The sequence below is a fragment of the Caballeronia sp. NCF2 genome (assembly GCF_023631205.1).
Taxonomy (GTDB): domain Bacteria; phylum Pseudomonadota; class Gammaproteobacteria; order Burkholderiales; family Burkholderiaceae; genus Caballeronia; species Caballeronia zhejiangensis.
In genome coordinates this window covers 150,634-170,226 of sequence record NZ_JALQDN010000001.1, presented here as the reverse complement: position 1 = coordinate 170,226, position 19,593 = coordinate 150,634, and the positions used below count along the sequence as shown (strand labels likewise).

Genomic DNA, 19,593 nt, shown 5'->3' with positions numbered 1-19,593 from the left:
ATCGACAACTGCCCGTTATCTGACATGCCCGATACGCCACACGAGGCGCCCGCTCTAACTGCTCACGAAGATCATCCCGGATGGCGCGCGTTCCTCAACAAGCGCATCCTCATTTGCGTCTTTCTCGGCTTTACGTCCGGATTGCCGCTCTTCACGCTTTATAGCCTGTTGCAGGCGTGGCTCACGACCGCGCACATCAACGTCAAGGAGATCGGTCTCTTCGCGCTGATCGGACTTCCGTACACGTGGAAATTCGTCTGGTCGCCGCTGATGGACCGTTTCATTCCGCGCTTTCCCGGCTGGAGTCCGGGCAGGCGGCGCGGCTGGATGTTCGTCACGCAAGTGCTCGTGATGATCGCGATCGGCTCGTTCGGCTTCTTCTCGCCCGAGCAGAATCTCTGGGCCGTCGCCGCGATCGCCGCGCTCGTCGCGTTCTTCAGCGCGAGTCAGGATATCGTCATCGATGCCTATCGCCGCGAGCTCCTCGCCGACACCGAACAAGGGCTCGGCAACGCGGTGCACGTCAACGCATATAAGGTCGCGGGACTCGTGCCCGGTTCGCTGTCGCTGATTCTCGCGACCGTCCTGCCGTGGAAAAGCGTCTTTCTGATCACCGCCGCGTTCATGCTGCCGGGGCTCATCATGACGCTCGTCGTGAAGGAGCCGCAGATTCATGGCGCGCCGCCGAAAAATCTGCGCGAGGCGATCGTCGAGCCCTTTCACGAGTTCGTCACGCGTGACGGCTGGCGCGCGGCGCTGCTCGTGCTCAGTTTCATCTTCCTGTACAAGCTCGGCGATACGATGGCCACCGCGCTCGCGACGAAGTTCTTCATCGACGTCGGATTCTCGCTCGCGCAGATCGGCGTGATCGCGAAAGCGGTCGCGTTCTGGGCGAGCATCGCGGGCGGCTTGCTCGGCGGCATCGCGCTCGTGAAGATCGGCATTGCGCGCGGCTTGTGGATCTTCGGCATTCTGCAGATCGTCGCGACGCTCGGCTTCGCATGGCTCGCGAAGATCGGGCCGTCGCCGTTCGCGCTCGGCGTGCTGTACGGCTTCGAAACCTTCGCGACGGGTCTCACGCTCGCGACCTTCACGGCGTATATCGCGAGCACGACCGACCCGCGCTACACCGCGACCCAATTCGCGCTCTTCACGAGCCTCGCGGCCGTGCCGCGCACCTTCGCGGCGGCGGGCAGCGGCTACATCGTGAATGAAACCGGCTGGTTTCCGTACTTCATGATCTGCGTCGCGCTGTCCATTCCGGGCATGTTACTGTTGCCCAAGATCGCGCCCTGGAGAATTCGACGATGACGGTTTCTTTCAAGCTTCGCGCCTTGGTTTGCGCATGGACATGGGCGTCGCTCGCGCCTTCGTCCGCGCATGCCCAGGACGAACAAAAGACGCCGCCGCCGTACTCCGCACCGAACAACCAGATCCGTTTCGGCAATACGGCGCTGTTTCGCAACCTGATTGCGCCCGCGACGCTCGAAGCGCAGGCCGCCGACGAATACGCGCAGGTCATCCACGATGCCGAGCGCAACAAGACGCTGCTCCCCGATACCAACCCGCTCGTCAAACGCGTGCGCGATATCGCGAATCACGAGATTCCGTTCGCGCTCAAGTGGAACGATCGCGCGAAGAGCTGGAAGTGGGAGATCAACGTCATCAAGTCGGCCGACGAGCGCATGGTCTGCCTGCCGGGCGGGAAGATCGTCGTGTACAGCGGGCTGATCGACAAGCTGCATCTGAACGACAACGAGATCGGCATGATGATCGGCCATGAAATCGCGCACGCGTTGCGCGAACATGCGCGCGAGCGGCTCGGGCGGCAGCAGGCGGCGCAGCTCTCGTCGAACGGCATGCCGCAGCTTTTCGGCTTTTCGAATTACGCGTCGCAGCAGCCCGATATCGGCGATGAACTGCTGACGATGCGCTATTCCCCCGCCGACGAAACCGAAGCCGACGTGATCGGCAGCGAGATCGCGTCGCGCGCGGGCTACGATCCGCGCGCGGCCGTCACGTTGTGGAACAAGATCGATTCGGGCACGCGCCGCGCGGACGATGGCTTCATCTGGCTACATCCGTACGGGCCGGATCGCCGGCAGGATCTGCTCAAACGCATGCCGGACATGATGCCGCTCTATGCGAAGGCGGTCGGCAAGACCATCGATCAGTTGCCGAATTACGCGGGAATGGGGCGGTTCAAGAAGAGCGGGCGCTAGCTCACTTCTTCTTCGCGATCTTCCAGTCGTAATCGATCGTCAGCGGCGCGTGGTCGCTGAACTTGATATCCCGGAAAATCGACGTCTTCTTCGCGGTCGCGGCGACTTCCTTCGTCGCGATCTGATAATCGATACGCCACCCGACGTTCTTCGCATACGCCTGGCCGCGATTGCTCCACCACGTATATTGCTCGGGACGCTGATCGAGCGTGCGGAATACATCGACATAACCGACGTCCTCGAAAAGCTTCGTGAGCCACGCGCGTTCTTCGGGCAAACAACCGGAATTCTTCTGGTTGCTCTTCCAGTTCTTGATGTCGATTTCCTTGTGCACGATATTCACATCGCCGCACAGGATGACTTCGCGCTCCTTCGAAAGCGCGTCCAGATGCGGCATGAACTCGTCCATGAAGCGATACTTCGCCTGCTGACGCTCGTCGCCGCTCGAACCCGACGGCACATACACCGACACGACCGACAACTTGCCGAAACGCGCTTCGACATAGCGCCCTTCCGGATCGAACTCTTCCGAACCGAAGCCGATGATCACGTCATCCGGTTCGTGGCGCGTGTACAGACCGGCGCCGCTGTAGCCCTTCTTCACCGCGTGCTGGAAATAGCCCTGGAAACCGTGCGGCGCGAGAAATTCCGGCGTCAGATCGTCCTGCGAGCATTTGATTTCCTGAACGCACACGACGTCGGATTTCTGCTCTCCGAACCAGTCGAAGAAACCTTTCTTGGCGGCCGAACGGATGCCGTTGAGATTGGCGGTTATCACGCGAAACATGTTCTTCCTTTTTGATCTTGATTATTCGACCTTCACGCCCTTCAGCGATTCTTTCGCCGGCGGGAATTCGAGCTTCATGTCCTGCATCGTGCGCAACAGCAGCTCTGCGACCATCACGTTGCGATGCGTCTTCGAATTGCCCGGAATGATGTACCAAGGCGCGTAATCCGTCGATGTCGCCGCGAGCGCGTCGGCGTATGCGGCCTGGTAGTCGTCCCATTGCTTGCGCGCTTCGAGATCGGAGACGTCGAACTTCCAGTGTTTCGTCGGATCGTCGATGCGCGCCTGCAGTCGCTCGCGCTGCTCGTCCTTCGAAATGTGCAGGAAGCATTTGACGATGGTGGTGCCGCTGTCAGCGAGCAGCGCCTCGAATTCGCGAATATGCCGATAACGCCGTTCGCATTCGTCGGCATCGATCGACTTCAGCACGCGCGGCACGAGCACGTCTTCGTAGTGACTGCGGTTGAAGATCGCGAATTCGCCGGCCATCGGCGCCTGCGCGTGCACGCGCCACAGAAAATCGTGCGCGGCCTCGCGCTCGGACGGCGCGCGAAACGGCACGATGCGCAAGCCGAGCGGATCGACATCGTGAAACACCGCGCGCACCGTGCCGTCCTTGCCGCTCGTGTCCATGCCCTGCAGCACGAGCAGCACGCGCCGGCGGCGCTGCGCGTGCAGTTTCTCCTGAAGATCGTCGAGCTGCACGCCGATCGCCGTGAGACGCTCGCGGTCGATGTCCTTCGTGCCGCTGGAAAACGGCTTCGCGGACGGATCGATCGCGCTCAGGTCGAATGGCTTGCGCTTCTTGCCGGCGTCGAAGAAAGGCACACGGAAGTCGTCGAGTTCGGGTTTTTTTGCCATATTTTTGTGATCACCAAAAAGAAAGGCCGTCGCCTAGCTTAACCGGCAACGGCCCTGTCTTTCACGCACCGAAACAATCAGCCGAGTTTCTTCTTCAAAAGCTCGTTCACCTGCTGCGGATTCGCCTTGCCCTTGGTCGCCTTCATCGCCTGACCGATCAGCGCGTTGAACGCCTTCTCCTTGCCCGCGCGGAATTCCTCGACGGACTTCTGGTTTGCCGCAAGCACCTCGTCGATGATCGCTTCGAGCGCGCCGGTGTCGGAAATCTGCTTCAAACCCTTCGCGTCGATGATGCGATCCGCGGCGGCCTCGTCGGTCGCCTTCTCTTCCCAGATCGTCTGGAAAATGTCCTTCGCGATCTTGTTGGAGATGGTGCCATCGGCGATGCGCTGAATGATGAGCGCGAGCTGCGCGGCCGATACCGGCGATTCGCTGATATCGAGCGATTCGCGATTCAGTTGCGCGGAGACGTCGCCCATCATCCAGTTCGCGGCGATCTTCGCCTGGGCCGCGCCCGCCTTCTGCACGAGCGCTTCGAAGTAGGACGCCATCGCCTTCGACGAAGTCAGCACGCCCGCGTCATACGGCGTCAAACCGTACGTGTCGACGAAACGCTTCTGCATGTCCGCCGGCAGCTCGGGCATCTCGCCCTTCACGCGATCGATCCACGATGCATCGATCACGAGCGGCATCAGATCGGGATCGGGAAAATAGCGGTAATCGTGCGCGTCTTCCTTGCTGCGCATCGAACGCGTTTCGCGCTTGTCCGGGTCATAAAGACGCGTTTCCTGAACCACCGTGCCGCCGTCTTCGATCAGCTCGATCTGACGGCGCACTTCGTACTGGATCGCTTCTTCGAGAAAGCGGAACGAGTTCAAGTTCTTGATCTCGGCGCGCGTGCCGAATTCCTTCTGGCCGACCGGGCGCACCGAGACGTTCGCGTCGCAACGGAACGAGCCTTCCTGCATGTTGCCGTCGCAGATGCCGAGCCACACGACGAGACCGTGCAGTGCCTTCGCATACGCGACCGCTTCCGCGGCGCTGCGCATTTCCGGCTCAGTGACGATTTCGAGCAGCGGCGTGCCCGCGCGGTTCAGGTCGATGCCCGTCATGCCCGCGAAGTCTTCGTGCAGCGACTTGCCTGCGTCCTCTTCGAGGTGCGCGCGCGTCAGGTTGATGGTCTTCTCGTACGCTTCCTTGCCCGCCTTCTCGTTGGCCGGCACCTGAATCGTGATCTGCCCGCCCTGCACGACCGGAATCTCGTACTGGCTGATCTGATAGCCCTTCGGAAGATCCGGATAGAAGTAGTTCTTGCGCGCGAAGATGCTGCGCGGCGCGATGTGCGAACCGATCGCGAGACCGAAGCGGATCGCGCGCTCGACGGCGCCGCGGTTCATCACAGGCAACACGCCGGGCAACGCGAGATCGACGGGGCTCGCCTGCGAATTCGGGCTCGCGCCGAACTGCGTGGGCGCGCCGGAAAAAATCTTGGAGACGGTGGAAAGCTGCGCGTGCGTTTCCAGACCGATGACGACTTCCCACTGCATGTTCACACTCCCGATGCCAATGCCGATGCAGGTGCCTTGCGGTGCCAGTCGGTCGCGCGCTGATAAGCGTCGGCGACCTGGAGCATCCGGGCTTCGTTGAAATAGTTGCCGATGATCTGCAGACCGACCGGCCGATTCGCATTCGCGCCCGCGCCGAAACCGCACGGCACGCTCATGCCGGGCAGGCCCGCGAGGCTCACGGAAAGCGTGTAGATATCGGCGAGATACATCTGCACGGGATCGTCGGCCTTCTCGCCGAGATTCCACGCGACCGACGGCGCGACCGGTCCCATGATGACGTCGCACTGCTTGAACGCTTCCTGGAAATCGCGCGCGATGATGCGGCGAATCTTCTGCGCCTGCAGGTAGTACGCGTCGTAATAACCGTGCGACAGCACGTACGTGCCGACGAGAATCCGCCGCTTCACTTCCGGCCCGAGGCCTTCCGCGCGCGACTTCTTGTACATGTCGAGCAGATCGCGGTACTCGGCCGCGCGATGCCCGTAGCGCACGCCATCGAAGCGCGACAGATTCGACGATGCCTCCGCCGGCGCGATGATGTAGTACACGGGAATCGAAAGCTCGGTCTTCGGCAGCGACACTTCGACGAGCGTCGCGCCGAGCGCTTCGTATTGCTTCAATGCGGCGTCGATGGACGCGCGCACGTCGTCGGCGAGACCCGCGCCGAAATACTCCTTCGGCATGCCGATGCGCAAGCCCTTCAGCGGCTTGCCGGCATCATCGCTGCCGTTCCACGTCTTGCCGAGATAGCGCGTGTAGTCTTCGTTCTCGCGTTGAAGGCTCGTGGAGTCGCGCTCGTCGAAGCCGCCCATCGCGTTCAGGAGCAGCGCGCAGTCGTGCGCCGTTTGCGCCATCGGGCCGCCCTGATCCAGCGACGACGCGAACGCGATCATTCCATAACGCGAAACGCGGCCATACGTCGGTTTGATGCCGGTGATGCCGGTGAACGAAGCGGGCTGGCGGATGGAGCCGCCGGTGTCCGTGCCGGTCGCCGCGGGCGCGAGACGCGCGGCCACGGCAGCAGCCGAACCGCCCGACGAACCGCCCGGCACGGCCTTCATATCCCACGGATTCTTCACCGCGCCGAAGTACGAATTCTCGTTGGACGAGCCCATCGCGAACTCGTCCATGTTGGTCTTGCCGAGCGTGACCATACCGGCGTTCGCGAGGCGATCGACGACGGTCGCATCGAACGGACTCGAATAGTTTTCGAGCATGTGCGAGCCGGCGGTCGATGTCCAGCCGCGCGTGACGAAGACGTCCTTGTGCGCGATCGGCAAGCCGGTGAGCGCGCCCGCGCGGCCTTCGGCGATGAGCGCGTCGGCGGCTTTCGCCTGTTCGAGCGTGAGCGCGGCGTCGACGCCGATGAACGCGTTCAATTCCTTCGCGCCCTCGATGCGCCGCAGATACGACTGCGCCAGTTCGACCGCGGATACTTCCTTCGAGTCGAGCGCGGCGCGCAGTTCGGTCAAGCTTTTCTGATGCATTGCAGTTTCCTGATGAGCGCGGTGTGAATCACGCGCTGACGCTGAATGTTTGATGCTTATTCGATGACTTTGGGCACGAGATAGAGTCCGTCTTGCACGGCGGGCGCGCAACGCTGGAACTCTTCGCGTTCGACACGCTCTGAGACAGCGTCGTCACGCAGACGCAGCGCGACTTCCTCGATCTGCTCGATCGGGTGCGCGAGCGGCTCGATGCCGGTCGTGTCGACGGCCTGCATCTGCTCGACGAGACCGAAAAAATCGTTGAGCCGCGTGAGCGTGGGCTCGGCTTCGTGGTCGGGCAATTCGAGCCGCGCGAGGTGCGCGATGCGTTTTACGTCGGTCAGGGTCAAAGACATGGATTCACCGGAGAAAGCGTGGACAGCCTCAATCTCGAAAACTTTCGCTGCAGCAGCCAGTTGCGATCTTGAAAGGAGCCCTCGGAAACAGGTCTGGCGATGGCAAAAACTGCCATCCTTTTCCTATAGATACCCACAAATTATAAGGTATCATTACACGTTCGACTCACCTCTGGAACGGCTTGTCGGCGGCTTTCTCCCGCATTTGATGGATTCCGAGAAACGTTTGCGTCCAGCGTTCCGTTCTGCAGTAGATTTCTTCCCGGATTTGCCCTTCCCGGCGAGCGTTCGCCGCCCCGGCAAACCGTTATTTTTTCCGCTGCCGTCCCCGGCGCTCCTCGCGACGAACGGCCACCCAGCGAGACAGGATTTTTGAATGTTCGGTTTTTTGCGCAGCTATTTCTCCAACGACCTGGCGATTGACCTCGGCACCGCCAACACGCTGATCTACATGCGCGGCAAGGGCATCGTCCTCGACGAACCTTCGGTCGTTTCGATTCGCCAGGAAGGCGGCCCCAACGGCAAGAAGACCATTCAGGCGGTCGGCAAGGAAGCCAAGCAGATGCTCGGTAAAGTGCCGGGCAACATCGAGGCCATCCGCCCGATGAAGGACGGCGTGATCGCCGACTTCACCGTCACCGAGCAGATGATCAAGCAGTTCATCAAGACCGCTCACGAATCCCGCATGTTCTCGCCGTCGCCGCGCATCATCATCTGCGTGCCGTGCGGCTCCACTCAAGTCGAGCGCCGCGCGATCAAGGAAGCGGCACACGGCGCGGGCGCCTCGCAGGTCTATCTGATCGAAGAGCCGATGGCCGCGGCAATCGGCGCGGGCCTGCCGGTTTCGGAAGCAACGGGCTCGATGGTCGTGGACATCGGCGGCGGCACGACGGAAGTCGGCGTCATCTCGCTGGGCGGCATCGTGTACAAGGGCTCGGTGCGCGTCGGCGGCGACAAGTTCGACGAGGCCATCGTCAACTACATCCGCCGCAACTACGGCATGCTGATCGGCGAGCAAACAGCCGAAGCCATCAAGAAGGAAATCGGCTCGGCGTTCCCCGGCTCCGAAGTGAAGGAAATGGAAGTCAAGGGCCGCAATCTGTCGGAAGGCATTCCGCGCAGCTTCACCATTTCGAGCAATGAAATTCTCGAAGCGCTGACCGACCCGCTGAACCAGATCGTGTCGTCGGTGAAGATCGCGCTCGAACAGACGCCGCCGGAACTCGGCGCGGACATCGCGGAGCGCGGCATGATGCTGACGGGCGGCGGCGCGCTCCTGCGCGATCTCGACCGCCTGCTCGCGGAAGAAACCGGCCTGCCGGTGCTCGTCGCCGAAGATCCGCTGACTTGCGTGGTGCGTGGCTCGGGCATGGCGCTCGAGCGCATGGACAAGCTCGGCAGCATCTTCTCGTACGAGTGATCTGCTGCTTCGGGCGTCCGGATATCGACGCAACGCCGAAGCACGCTTGCAAGCACCCGCGTAACGCGACGCGCGCACGGCCCGGCCTCTGTCCGGGCCGTTGTCGGAACAGCGTAGGGCAGGTTTCGCCGCCGGCGAAGTGACCTGCAGCATCGATCCATCCGTTCACGCCCTCGGCGCCGACCATGGAATACAGTCCGCCGCCCCTTTTCAAGCAAGGCCCTTCCGCGCTCGCGCGCCTGATTTTCTTCGTGGTGCTCGCCATCGCGCTGCTCATCTCGGACGCTCGCTTCAGCACGCTGGAAATCGTTCGCGGGATGCTCGGCGCCGGGCTGTATCCGTTGCAGCGCGCGGCGCTGGTGCCGCGCGACATCTTCATGGGCGCCGCCGATCTCGCCGTGACCAGCGCGACGCTGCGCAGCGAAAACCGCAAGCTCAGCGACAAGAATCTGGAGCTTTCCGTCAAGGCGGGCGACGCGGCCCAGCTCGCCATCGAGAACGCGCATCTGCGCGCGCTGCTGAATCTGCAATCGCGCGCAACGACCGAAGAAACGCCCGCCGAAATTCAATACGACACGCGCGATCCGTTCACGCAGAAAGTCGTGATCGGCAAGGGTTCGCAGCAGAATATCCAGGACGGCGCGCCCGTCGTCACCGAAGACGGCGTGATCGGTCAGGTGACGCGCGTGTTTCCGCTGCAATCCGAAGTCACGCTGCTCACCGATAAAGACCAGGCCGTGCCCGTCCAGATCTCGCGCACCGGCTTGCGCAGCGTGATTTACGGCACGCCGAAGGGCGACACGCTCGATCTTCGCTTCGTGCCGATCAGCGCCGACGTCCAAGCCGGCGACGAACTCGTGACGAGCGGCCTCGACGGCATCTATCCGCCGGGACTGCCGGTCGCGAAGGTGCTGCGCGTCGACAAGCAGGCGGATACGGCGTTCGCGCGCGTCGTCTGCGTGCCGATCGCGGCCGTGCGCGGCGCGCGCCAGTTGCTCGTGCTGCACTACAACTTGAATCAGCCGCCGAATCCGGTCGAAGTCGAAGCAGCCGCGGCCGCCAAGGAAGCGAAGGAAAACAAGGGCAAGAAGAAGCCCGCGCCGAAGGCTGCGGCCGCAACGGGCGCGAGCGGCGCTTCCGCTCCGGTGCCGGGTTCTGCGCCAGCGGCTGCAACACCGGCAGCGCCCGCGCCCGCGAAGCCGTCGGAGAAGGCGGCCGAGCCGAAAGCTGCATCGGGCGCGGCGGCGAAACCGTCGAAGAAGGCGCATGCGCCGAAACCCGCATCATCGGGAGCCGCGCGATGAACCGCCCGCAATACATCCTGCAGCCGGTCAATCCGTACTTCATCACGTTCAGCCTGGCCGCCGCGTTCCTGCTGAACCTCATGCCGTGGGGACGGCTCATCGGCGTGCCGGATTTCGTCGCGCTCGTGCTGCTGTTCTGGAACGTGCATCAACCGCGCAAGGTCGGCATGGGCATCGCGTTCATGCTCGGCATCCTGATGGACGTGCACAACGCGAATCTCCTTGGCGAACACGCGCTGGCCTACACGCTGCTTTCGTACGGCGCGATCACGATTCATCGCCGCGTGCTGTGGATGACACTGCCCGTGCAGATGTTCGTCGTCGCGCCGCTGCTGGTGGGCGCGCATCTCGTGCCTTTCATCATCCGCCTGATGACGGGCGCCGCGTTCCCCGGCTGGAGCTATCTCATCAACGGATTCGTCGAAGCGCTGCTCTGGCCGATCGCGAGCTTCCTCCTGCTGATGCCGCAACGCCGCGCCGCCGACCCGGACGATACGCGTCCAATCTGAGTCTTGCCGCGCGGCGCCGGGTCGGCGAAAAAACCGCCGCGCGCGAACTACACTTGAATCGCGAGCACACCGCGAAAGCTGCATGACCGAAATCAAGAACACCGAGCAACAGTTGTCGAAGTTCCGCCTGCGCGTCGCGGCGGCGGGACTGTTCGTGTTCATCTGCTTCGGGCTGATCGGGCTGCGCTTCCTCTATCTGCAGGTCTGGCATTTCAGCAAATACTCGTTGCAGGCAAACGAGAACCGCATTTCGGTCGCGCCGATCGTGCCGAATCGCGGGATCATCACCGACCGCAACGGGGTCGTGCTGGCGAAGAACTATTCGGCGTACACGCTCGAAATCACGCGCTCCAAGATCAACGGCACGCTCGACGAAACCATCGACGAGCTGTCGCAAGTCATTCCGATCGACGCGCGCGACCGCCGCCGTTTCAAGAAGCTTCTCGAAGACTCGAAGAATTTCGAAAGCCTGCCGATTCGCACGCGTCTTACCGACGAGGAAGTCGCCAAGTTCACGGCGCAGCGTTTCCGCTTTCCCGGCGTCGAAGTGCGCGCGCGCCTGTTCCGCCAATATCCGCTCGGCACGACCGCAGCGCATGTGATCGGCTATATCGGGCGCATTTCGCAGCGCGATCAGGAGCGCATCGACGACGCGAGCGACGCCAACGACGAAAGCTCGGATCACTATGATCCGCGCCTCGACGCCAACAACTACAAGGGCACGGATTACGTCGGCAAGATCGGCGTCGAGCAGAGCTACGAAACGGAGCTGCACGGCCTGACCGGTTTCGAGGAAGTGGAAGTGACCGCGGGCGGCCGTCCGGTACGCACGATGTCGCGCACGCAGGCGACGCCGGGCAACAATTTGCAGTTGTCGCTGGATATCGGCTTGCAGCAGGTCGCGGAGCAGGCATTCGCGGGCAAGCGCGGCGCGCTCGTCGCGATCGAGCCATCGACCGGCGACGTGCTCGCATTCGTCTCCGCGCCGAGTTTCGATCCGAATTCTTTCGTCGACGGCATCGATCAGCAAACCTGGGACGCGCTCAACAATTCGCCGGATCATCCGCTCTTGAATCGTCCGCTGCACGGCACGTATCCGCCGGGCTCGACTTACAAGCCGTTCATGGCGCTCGCCGCGTTGTCGCTGCACAAGCGCACGCCGGGCTGGGGCTTCCAGGATCCGGGCTACTTCACGTTCGGCGGCCACACGTTCCGCAACGACGTGCGCTCGGGTCAGGGCTGGGTGGACATGAACCGCGCGATCGTCGTGTCGAACGACACGTACTTCTACATGCTCGCGCGCGATCTCGGCGTCAATGCGATGGCCGGCTTCATGAAGCCGTGGGGCTTCGGCCAGATCACCGGCATCGATATCGCGGGCGAGGCGAAGGGCATTCTTCCGTCGACGGAATGGAAGCGCAAGGCGTACCGCAAGCCCGAACAGCAGAAATGGTACGAAGGCGAAACGATCAGCCTCGGCATCGGACAGGGCTACAACTCGTTCACGATCCTGCAACTCGCGCACGCGACGGCGACGCTCGCGAATAACGGCGTCGTGATGAAGCCGCACCTCGTGCGCAACATCGAGAATCCGATCAACAAGGACCTGCGCGCGGTCGTGCGCGATCCGAGCAACAAGATTCCGGTGCAGCAGAAGGACATCGACGTCATCAAGCACGCAATGGAAGGCGTCGTGACGAACGGCACGGCAGCGAAGGTTTTCGCGGGTGCGCCCTATCTCGCGGCGGGCAAGACGGGCACGGCACAGGTTTATTCGCTGCAGGGCGCGAACTATCGGGGCCACGGCGGAACCGCCGAGCATCTGCGGGACCATGCGTTGTTCATCGCGTTCGCGCCGGCGGAGCAGCCGAAGATCGCGATCGCGCTGATCGTCGAAAACGGCGGCTGGGGCGCGGAGTCCGCCGGTCCGATCGCGCGCAAGGTGCTCGACTATTACCTCGTCGACCGTCTCAAGCCGGGCGCAGAAGCGGCGGCGGTCGCAGCGGCGGCTTCGGCCACGACCGAAGCGACCGTGCCGGTCATCGGCGGCACGCAACCGCCCGCCGCCGTCGCGCTGCCCGCGTCGGTCGCGAATTCGTCGCCGGCGTTTTCGCCGCAAGCGGCGTCGAATCCGGATGTCGCGAAGGCGGCGTCGGCGCCTGCGGCATCCGCTCCGAAAGTCTCGAAACCGCGCGCTGCGTCGGCGCCGCCCGCTGCGCCTGCAGCTGCGGTGCCTGCATCGACGCCCGGCCGATCGCCCGCGCCGAAGAAGCGCCCGAGCGAGCCGACGCCCACCATGGTGCGCAGCAACCAAAACGACGGGGTGCGCGTTCTCGCGCCGTCCGGCGGCATCGACGAGTAAAGGAAACCGCCATGCAACTGCACGTCCAATTCGACAAGCGCGAGCTGCTGGACCGCGCCAAGCGCATGTTCGCGGGCTTCGACAAGCCGCTCGCGCTGATCGTGTTCCTGCTGCTCGGCGTCGGAATCGTGACGCTCTATAGCGCCAGCCTCGACATGCCGGGCCGCGTCGAAGACCAGTTGCGCAACATCATGCTGACCTTCGGCCTGATGTGGATACTCGCCAACATTCCGCCGCAAACGCTGATGCGCTTCGCCGTGCCGCTCTACACGGTCGGCGTCGCGTTGCTGATCGCGGTCGCCGCGTTCGGCCTGACGCGCAAGGGCGCGAAGCGCTGGCTCAATGTCGGCGTGGTGATCCAGCCATCGGAAATCATGAAGATCGCGATGCCGCTGATGCTCGCGTGGTACTACCAGAAGCGCGAAAGCAACATTCGCTGGTGGGATTACATCGTCGGCTTTCTCATTCTGATGCTGCCCGTCGGCCTGATCGCGAAGCAGCCGGACCTCGGCACCGCCGTGCTCGTGTTCGCGGCGGGCATGTTCGTCATCTATTTCGCGGGGCTGAGTTTCAAGCTGATCCTGCCGGTGCTGATCGCGGGCGTCATCGCGGTGGCGGGCGTCGCGACCTTCCAGGAAAAGATTTGTCAGCCCGAAGTCGTCTGGCCGATGATGCACGACTACCAGAAGCATCGCATCTGCACGCTGCTCGATCCGACTTCCGATCCGCTCGGCAAAGGCTTCCACACGATTCAGGCGGTGATCGCGATCGGCTCCGGCGGCACGCTCGGCAAGGGCTGGCTGAAGGGCACGCAGGCGCACCTGGAGTTCATCCCCGAGAAACACACCGACTTCATTTTCGCCGTGTTCTCCGAAGAGTTCGGGCTCGCGGGCGGGCTCGTGCTGCTCTTTCTTTATATGGCGCTCATCGCGCGCGGACTGTTCATCGCGGCGAACGGAGCGACCTTCTTCGGGCGATTATTGGCGGGATCGCTCACGCTCGCGTTCTTTACTTACGCGTTCGTCAACATCGGCATGGTGAGCGGGATTCTGCCGGTGGTCGGCGTGCCGCTGCCCTTCATGAGTTACGGCGGAACCGCGCTGACGACGCTCGGCGTCGCGGCCGGGCTCATCATGAGCGTCGCGCGGCAAAAGCGGTTGATGCAGAGTTAGCGGGCTATCTTCCGCCACTGAGCCGCGGCTTCGACCGCGGTTTTTTTTATCGACGCGCGCCGTCACTGCGGCTTTTGCTGCTCGAGTTCGGTGCTGAGCTGCAGATACTTGAGCTTCGCCGCCGGATCGCCCTGCGCGGCCGCTGCCGCGTAATAAGCCCGCGCGACATTCAGATTGCGTTCGACGCCATCGCCGCCGCGCTCGTAGAACGATCCCGCGACGTATTGCGCCGTCATGTCGCCGCCTTCCGCAGCCTTCTTGTACCAGGTGAACGCCTGTGTGTTATCGCGCGCGGTGCCGCGTCCGTCGAGGAACTGGTTGGCGAGCGCGAGTTCGGCCTGTACGTGACCCTGATTCGCCGCGCGCAGGAACCAGCGATGCGCCTCCGCCGGATCTTTCTCGACGAACTGGCCGTCGTCGTACATCTTGCCGTACACGTATTGCGCGTGCGTCATGTTGGCGTCGGCGGCGCGGCGCAGCCATTTCTTGCCTTCGGGCACATCCGCCGGGCCGCCCTCGCCGTTGAGCAGCATCATCGCGTAGTTGAATTCGGCGAGGCGGCTGCCTCTTTGCGCCGCACGCCGAAACTCCGAGCGCGCCGCGACGAAATTGCCCGCGTTGTAATCGGCGACGGCGTTTTGCGTCGCGATGTCGGTCGGCTTCGGCGCGTTGTCGGCGCGGGCCGCACCGGCGAGCGCCAGCGCGATGATCGCAGCGGCGGCGGCTTTCATGATCTCGCCTCCTGCAACGCCTGACGCGTCGCCTTTAACAGCCACATTACATCCGCGCCGATCGCGACGAGCTTGACGCCCGCCTGCGCGTACTGCTTCGCGCTCGCGGCATCGAGTGCGAAGATGCCGCTCGCGATGCCCGCGCGATTCGCCGCGTCGACGATCTTCGTGATCGCCGCCTGCACATCCGGATGCTTGCCGTCGCCGAGATGACCGAGGCTCGCGGCCAGATCCGCCGGCCCGATGAACAGGCAATCGACGCCCGGCGTCGCGGCAATTTCATCGACGGCTTCGAGCGCCGCGACCGATTCGATCTGCACGATCGTCGCAATCTGCGCATTCGCGCTCGCCATGTAATCGCGACGCATACCGTATGCCGCCGCGCGCACCGCGCCCGCCACGCCGCGCAGGCCGTGCAGCGCCGCTTCGGTCGGATATTGCGTCAGCCTCACGATGCGCGCCGCCTCTTCCGCCGATTGCACGTTCGGGAACATCAGCGTGCGCGCGCCTGCGTCGAGCGCGCGCTTGACGAGCCAGCCTTCGTTCGCCGGCACCCGCACGATCGGCTCGCTCGGCAGATGCGCGGCGGCGATCGCGCGCAACTGGGCGACGACGTCGGCGCTATCGTTCGGCGAGTGCTCCATGTCGATGCAGAGCCAGTCGAAGCCCGCGTGCGCGAGCGCTTCGGCGGCATCGGCGCTGCCGAGCGACAGCCACAGGCCGAACAACGTGCCCGGTTCGGAGAAGCGCTGCTTGAGGGGATTGGTGAAGGTGCTCATCGCGCGTCTCCTTCGAGCGGTTGAAGGACGGCCACGCGCGGCCACTGGAAAAACGGATGAAGTGACGGCATGCGTGCGCTCCGTGTCTCGCCGCCTCGGAGGATGGGCGACTCATCGGACGATCATACCGTGACAAAAGCACGCGCGCCGGAGGTGCTTCCGGCCGCGCGCACGCCTGAAATCAGCCGCGCGCGACGTCGGCCCAGCAGTTCGGCGTTTCGTACAGACGCACGCGCTTCAGCTTGAGATTGACGCCGTAGTGCGCGTCATAGACTTCCGCGAGAATGTTGAACGCGACGGCCGCGAGGTTCTCGACGGTCGGAATGCGATCGAGCACGACGGTCTTGTGATCCGACAGCGTCTGCAGAAATTCGCGCACCTTGACATCGCCCTCGTAGACGATGAACGCGTGATCCCATTTGTTGACGAGATGCTCCATCGCGAGCGCTTTCACGTCGGCGAAGTCCATCACCATGCCGCGATCGGGCGCGCCTTCCACATCGACGAGATCGCCTTGCAGCGTGATTTCGAGCACGTAGCGATGCCCGTGCAGATTGCGGCACTGGCTGCGGTGATCGGGAATGCGGTGGCCCGCATCGAATTCGAGTTTTCGGGTAATCGTCTGCACGGCGTTCAGGGGATATTCAGGTATTTGTGCGTCTGCATCGACAGCCGCCACTTCGGATGCCGCTTGCACCAGTCGATCGCGAGCTTCGTGTTGATGTCGCGCGATGCGTTGTCCATCGGTTGCACGAGAAAGTATTCGAAGTCGAGCTTTTCGTACTCGGCAAGACGCTGGTTGTCCTGCGGCACCACGACTTTCAGCTCGTTGCCTTTCGTCACGACAAGCGGCGCGTCGGCTTTCGGACTCACGCAGATCCAGTCGATGCTCTCGAGCACCGGCAGCGAACCGTTGGTTTCGATCGCCATTTCGAAGCCGGCTTCGTGCAGCGCATCGACGAACGGCTGGTCGATCTGCAGCATCGGCTCGCCGCCCGTGCACACGACGAACTTGTGCGCCTCGCCTTCCGGCCACAGCGATGCGATCTTCGCGACGAGTTCCGCCGGCGTTTTGTACTTGCCACCGTTTTCGCCATCGGTGCCGACGAAATCGGTGTCGCAAAACTGGCAGACAGCGTCCGCGCGATCTTCCTCGCGTCCCGACCACAGATTGCAGCCCGCGAAACGGCAGAACACGGCCGGACGCCCGGCATTGGCGCCTTCGCCCTGCAACGTGTAGAAAATTTCCTTTACCGCGTACGTCATGACTGCTCTGTGAACCTCTAAAAAAATCAGACCGGCGCGGTATCGACCTGCTCGCCCGCGCGATACGCCTCATAACCACGTTTGCGCAGTTTGCATGCCGGGCATTGGCCGCAGCCGAAGCCCCAGTCGTGCAATTCCGCGCGCTCGCCGACATAGCAAGTGTGCGTCTCGACGCGCACCAGTTCGACGAGCGCCTCGCCGCCGAGCGTTTCCGCGAGCCGCCAGGTATCGGCCTTGTCGAGCCACATCAGCGGCGTTTCGAGCGCGTAGCGCGTTTCCATGCCGAGATTGAGCGCGACTTGCAGCGCTTTCATCGTGTCGTCGCGGCAATCCGGATAGCCGGAGAAGTCCGTCTCGCACATGCCGCCGACCAGCACCTTCAGCCCGCGCCGATACGCCACTGCTGCAGCAATCGTCATGAACAGCAGATTGCGGCCCGGCACGAACGTGTTGGGCAGGCCGTTCGCGGTCGCCTGAATCTCGATCTCGCGCGTCATCGCGGTATCGCTGATCGCGCCGAGCACGGACAGATCGATCATGTGATCTTCGCCCAGCCGTTCGGCCCACTGCGGAAACTCGCGCACGATCGCGGCGCGAAAGCCTTCGCGGCACTCGAGTTCCACGCGATGGCGCTGTCCGTAATCGAAACCGAGCGTCTCTACCGTCTTGTAACGTTCGAGCGCCCAGGCGAGGCACGTGGCCGAGTCCTGGCCGCCGGAGAACAGCACGAGCGCGCTGTCTTTAGCGTCTATCCGAGTCACCGTGAAAACTCCGTACTCCGTGAATTTGATGGCGTCGCACGCCGCACAGGCAGTCGGAGTGACCGGACTTCGCGACGAGCGGCGCGGGCAAGACGCCCGCGAGTCCAGTATAGGCCGGCGGCCTTCGCCCGGAAGCGCACGCCTTTTATGCCGCCGATAGCGGAATGCGAGACGGATGACCAGCGCCGGACGAATGTTCCGGCGCGTCGCACGAGCAATTCGGAGCGCCGAAAAGAAAAGGACTTGCGGGGTCCGAGGACGAGGCAAGTCCTTAATTCGGCGCGAATTTTAACACGGAGGGCAGTTGTTCGCCGAGCTCGGCGCGCTGGCGCGCGGGGAAGCGGTAATTCGTGCCATCATCGGTAGAAATAAATCGGCAATTCCGGCGAAGTCTCTAAACCCGCCAACACGCGCGCCGTTATACATGTAACAAAATGGCGCGGCCTCGTTACAGTTTCAGGTATTTTTTTCCTTTCGTTGCAGGACACTGGCGCGCCATCAAAGCCCCGTCGACTGACGGCCGCCGTTAATTCGCACTTCGAAGTTACTCGGCTTGAAACCCTCCCGCAGGGTTAAGCGGGACCGCAGGTCCGTTTCCGATCCGCCCTTTCGGCTCGCGGCGCTCCTGAAGACGTACCTACTTCACCGATACACAACATCTCCATTAGTAGTACATACAATGAAAAAATACATTCAGACCAGCTTGCGCGTCATTGACGCATTACGAGCGCCCAAGGCGAGGCTTATCAGCGCTGCCGTGGCAACCAGCGTGGTGCTGGCAGCGTGCGGAGGCGGCGGCAACGACGCGCTCGACACCGCATCGACCACAGCCGCGGCGAGCCGCAAGGCGGCGGCCGCGACAACCACGAGCACGATCTTCTACGGCGCCAACGGTCACAACAACGAAGGCGGCGCGTACGACATCTCCAGCCCGGCAGTGCAGCTCTCGCAGTTGCAGGATCTCGGCGTGAAGCTGTATCGGAACGAGGTGTACAACCAGTCATCGGCGAACAAGCTGGCAGGCATCGCGAAGACGATGGCAGCGGGCGGCGTGACCGTGTATCCCGTCATGCTGATGAGCATCGACTTCAACACCGAGACCGACGCGTATAACGCCGGCTATCAGTTGGGCGTCTGGACGGCCACCGCCTACAAGTACCCGTACTACGAAGTGTCGAACGAACTCGACGCGATGACGATTTACAACAACGTCGACGGCGTCTATCCGCAGCAGTTCGACAACGCGAAATTTCAGATCGCGCGCGGCGTCATTCGCGGCATGATCGCCGGCGTGAAGTCGGTCGATACGAACGGCAAGATCATCATGGGCGGCGGTACGTGGATGCATTACGCCGTGGATCAGATGCTCGCGGCCGGCACCCAGCCGGACGGCACGACGGGGCACCCGGTCGTGAACTGGGACATCACCGCGTGGCACTGGTATTCGGATATGGGCGACATCACCAACGCGTGCGGCGGCACGGGTTGCCATGACGTACTCGGAACACTGCAGCAGTTCGGCAAGCCGATCTGGCTCAACGAATACGGCGTGCGTCCGTGGTATGGCTCGGATCAGCAGATCGCGTCGTATCTCGTCGGCAACAAGATGATGGCGCAGTTCGTCGCGCTGGCGTCGAAGTACAACATCCAGGCGATTCAGACGTACCAGTTGTATGACGATCCCGCAGGCGGCGAAGGCGCGTACGGCCTGCTGAAGAACGACGGCAAAACGCAGAAGGCGTCTTACACCGCGTTCAAGAATTTCGTCGCGGCCAATCCGAAGTAAGCGCCGGATCGCTGAAAAAAGAACGCGCAGTCGGCTTACACGGACTGCGCGTTTTTCACATGCGGAAAATGAAAAAGCCCGAGAGCGATAACACTCTCGGGCTTCTTGCATTCTGGTGGCCTGGGACGGAATCGAACCATCGACACGCGGATTTTCAATCCGCTGCTCTACCAACTGAGCTACCGGGCCAACGAAGAGGTGAAACTATAGCAGAGACTATCC

General features: G+C 62.8%; 18 protein-coding genes and 1 tRNA gene. 8 read left to right on the top strand and 11 right to left on the bottom strand.

The genetic code is table 11. The annotated features are described in order from the left end of the window. Positions 1-24 precede the first annotated feature (24 nt). Together NCS02_RS00800 and NCS02_RS00795 are read left to right on the top strand one after the other, a co-directional pair. Positions 25-1,311 (top strand): AmpG family muropeptide MFS transporter, encoded by a 1,287-nt coding sequence (locus NCS02_RS00800; RefSeq protein ID WP_008352007.1) that lies wholly within the window; start codon positions 25-27, stop codon positions 1,309-1,311. Beyond that, positions 1,308-2,222 carry a M48 family metallopeptidase gene (locus NCS02_RS00795; RefSeq protein ID WP_250435426.1) on the top strand — a complete coding sequence of 305 codons (915 nt, stop codon included), beginning with the start codon at positions 1,308-1,310 and terminating at the stop codon, positions 2,220-2,222. The genes NCS02_RS00800 and NCS02_RS00795 overlap by 4 nt, the downstream gene beginning before the upstream one ends. 1 nt (position 2,223) lies before the next feature. Here the strand turns inward: NCS02_RS00795 and NCS02_RS00790 are convergent, their stop codons facing one another. From NCS02_RS00790 to gatC, 5 genes are all read right to left on the bottom strand, one after another. After that, positions 2,224-3,009, bottom strand: a complete 786-nt coding sequence (locus tag NCS02_RS00790; protein ID WP_250480198.1) for an exodeoxyribonuclease III — start codon at positions 3,007-3,009, stop codon at positions 2,224-2,226. 21 nt (positions 3,010-3,030) lie between these two features. Continuing rightward, the gene (locus NCS02_RS00785; protein ID WP_175979711.1) at positions 3,031-3,870 is read right to left on the bottom strand and encodes a PPK2 family polyphosphate kinase; all 840 of its coding nucleotides are present in this window, start codon (positions 3,868-3,870) and stop codon (positions 3,031-3,033) included. 77 nt (positions 3,871-3,947) lie between these two features. After that, complete coding sequence (gene gatB, locus NCS02_RS00780) at positions 3,948-5,417, bottom strand: Asp-tRNA(Asn)/Glu-tRNA(Gln) amidotransferase subunit GatB (protein WP_250435423.1); 1,470 nt, start codon at positions 5,415-5,417, stop codon at positions 3,948-3,950. Between the two features lie 2 nt (positions 5,418-5,419). Then, positions 5,420-6,925, bottom strand: coding sequence for an Asp-tRNA(Asn)/Glu-tRNA(Gln) amidotransferase subunit GatA (gatA, locus tag NCS02_RS00775; protein WP_250522830.1), 1,506 nt, complete (start codon positions 6,923-6,925; stop codon positions 5,420-5,422). A gap of 56 nt (positions 6,926-6,981) precedes the next feature. Continuing rightward, positions 6,982-7,281 carry an Asp-tRNA(Asn)/Glu-tRNA(Gln) amidotransferase subunit GatC gene (gene gatC / locus NCS02_RS00770; protein WP_008352020.1) on the bottom strand — a complete coding sequence of 100 codons (300 nt, stop codon included), beginning with the start codon at positions 7,279-7,281 and terminating at the stop codon, positions 6,982-6,984. 376 nt (positions 7,282-7,657) lie between these two features. On the opposite strand from gatC, the gene NCS02_RS00765 reads away from it, so the two are divergent. The 5 genes from NCS02_RS00765 to rodA all read left to right on the top strand — a co-directional run bounded on the left by NCS02_RS00765 (position 7,658) and on the right by rodA (position 14,048). Further along, positions 7,658-8,701, top strand: coding sequence for a rod shape-determining protein (locus tag NCS02_RS00765; protein WP_004189550.1), 1,044 nt, complete (start codon positions 7,658-7,660; stop codon positions 8,699-8,701). A 185-nt stretch (positions 8,702-8,886) separates the two neighbouring features. Further along, a complete protein-coding gene (mreC, locus tag NCS02_RS00760) occupies positions 8,887-10,005 on the top strand; it encodes a rod shape-determining protein MreC (protein ID WP_250480196.1) in 1,119 nt (372 codons plus the stop codon). Next, positions 10,002-10,514, top strand: coding sequence for a rod shape-determining protein MreD (gene mreD, locus NCS02_RS00755; protein WP_008352165.1), 513 nt, complete (start codon positions 10,002-10,004; stop codon positions 10,512-10,514). The genes mreC and mreD overlap by 4 nt, the downstream gene beginning before the upstream one ends. Before the next feature lie 82 nt (positions 10,515-10,596). Continuing rightward, the gene (mrdA, locus tag NCS02_RS00750; protein WP_250522829.1) at positions 10,597-12,876 is read left to right on the top strand and encodes a penicillin-binding protein 2; all 2,280 of its coding nucleotides are present in this window, start codon (positions 10,597-10,599) and stop codon (positions 12,874-12,876) included. Between the two features lie 11 nt (positions 12,877-12,887). After that, on the top strand, positions 12,888-14,048 hold the full coding sequence (rodA, locus tag NCS02_RS00745; RefSeq protein ID WP_008352167.1) for a rod shape-determining protein RodA: 1,161 nt from the start codon (positions 12,888-12,890) through the stop codon (positions 14,046-14,048). A gap of 62 nt (positions 14,049-14,110) precedes the next feature. Here rodA and NCS02_RS00740 read toward each other — a convergent pair whose 3' ends face one another. From NCS02_RS00740 to queC, 5 genes are all read right to left on the bottom strand, one after another. Beyond that, positions 14,111-14,779 (bottom strand): tetratricopeptide repeat protein, encoded by a 669-nt coding sequence (locus NCS02_RS00740; RefSeq protein WP_034470327.1) that lies wholly within the window; start codon positions 14,777-14,779, stop codon positions 14,111-14,113. Further along, a complete protein-coding gene (locus tag NCS02_RS00735; protein WP_175979707.1) occupies positions 14,776-15,558 on the bottom strand; it encodes an HpcH/HpaI aldolase family protein in 783 nt (260 codons plus the stop codon). The genes NCS02_RS00740 and NCS02_RS00735 overlap by 4 nt, the downstream gene beginning before the upstream one ends. Positions 15,559-15,739: 181 nt before the next feature. Then, positions 15,740-16,186, bottom strand: a complete 447-nt coding sequence (gene queD / locus NCS02_RS00730; protein WP_008352173.1) for a 6-carboxytetrahydropterin synthase QueD — start codon at positions 16,184-16,186, stop codon at positions 15,740-15,742. 5 nt (positions 16,187-16,191) lie between these two features. Further along, positions 16,192-16,824, bottom strand: a complete 633-nt coding sequence (gene queE / locus NCS02_RS00725) for a 7-carboxy-7-deazaguanine synthase (RefSeq protein WP_008352174.1) — start codon at positions 16,822-16,824, stop codon at positions 16,192-16,194. A gap of 26 nt (positions 16,825-16,850) precedes the next feature. Next, a complete protein-coding gene (gene queC, locus NCS02_RS00720) occupies positions 16,851-17,585 on the bottom strand; it encodes a 7-cyano-7-deazaguanine synthase QueC (RefSeq protein ID WP_008352176.1) in 735 nt (244 codons plus the stop codon). A 757-nt stretch (positions 17,586-18,342) separates the two neighbouring features. On the opposite strand from queC, the gene NCS02_RS00715 reads away from it, so the two are divergent. Further along, entirely contained in the window at positions 18,343-19,371 is a 1,029-nt protein-coding gene (locus NCS02_RS00715; RefSeq protein ID WP_250435417.1) for a glycosyl hydrolase, read from the top strand. 113 nt (positions 19,372-19,484) lie between these two features. Here the strand turns inward: NCS02_RS00715 and NCS02_RS00710 are convergent. Beyond that, positions 19,485-19,560 (bottom strand) — tRNA-Phe (locus NCS02_RS00710). Between the last annotated feature and the right edge of the window lie 33 nt (positions 19,561-19,593).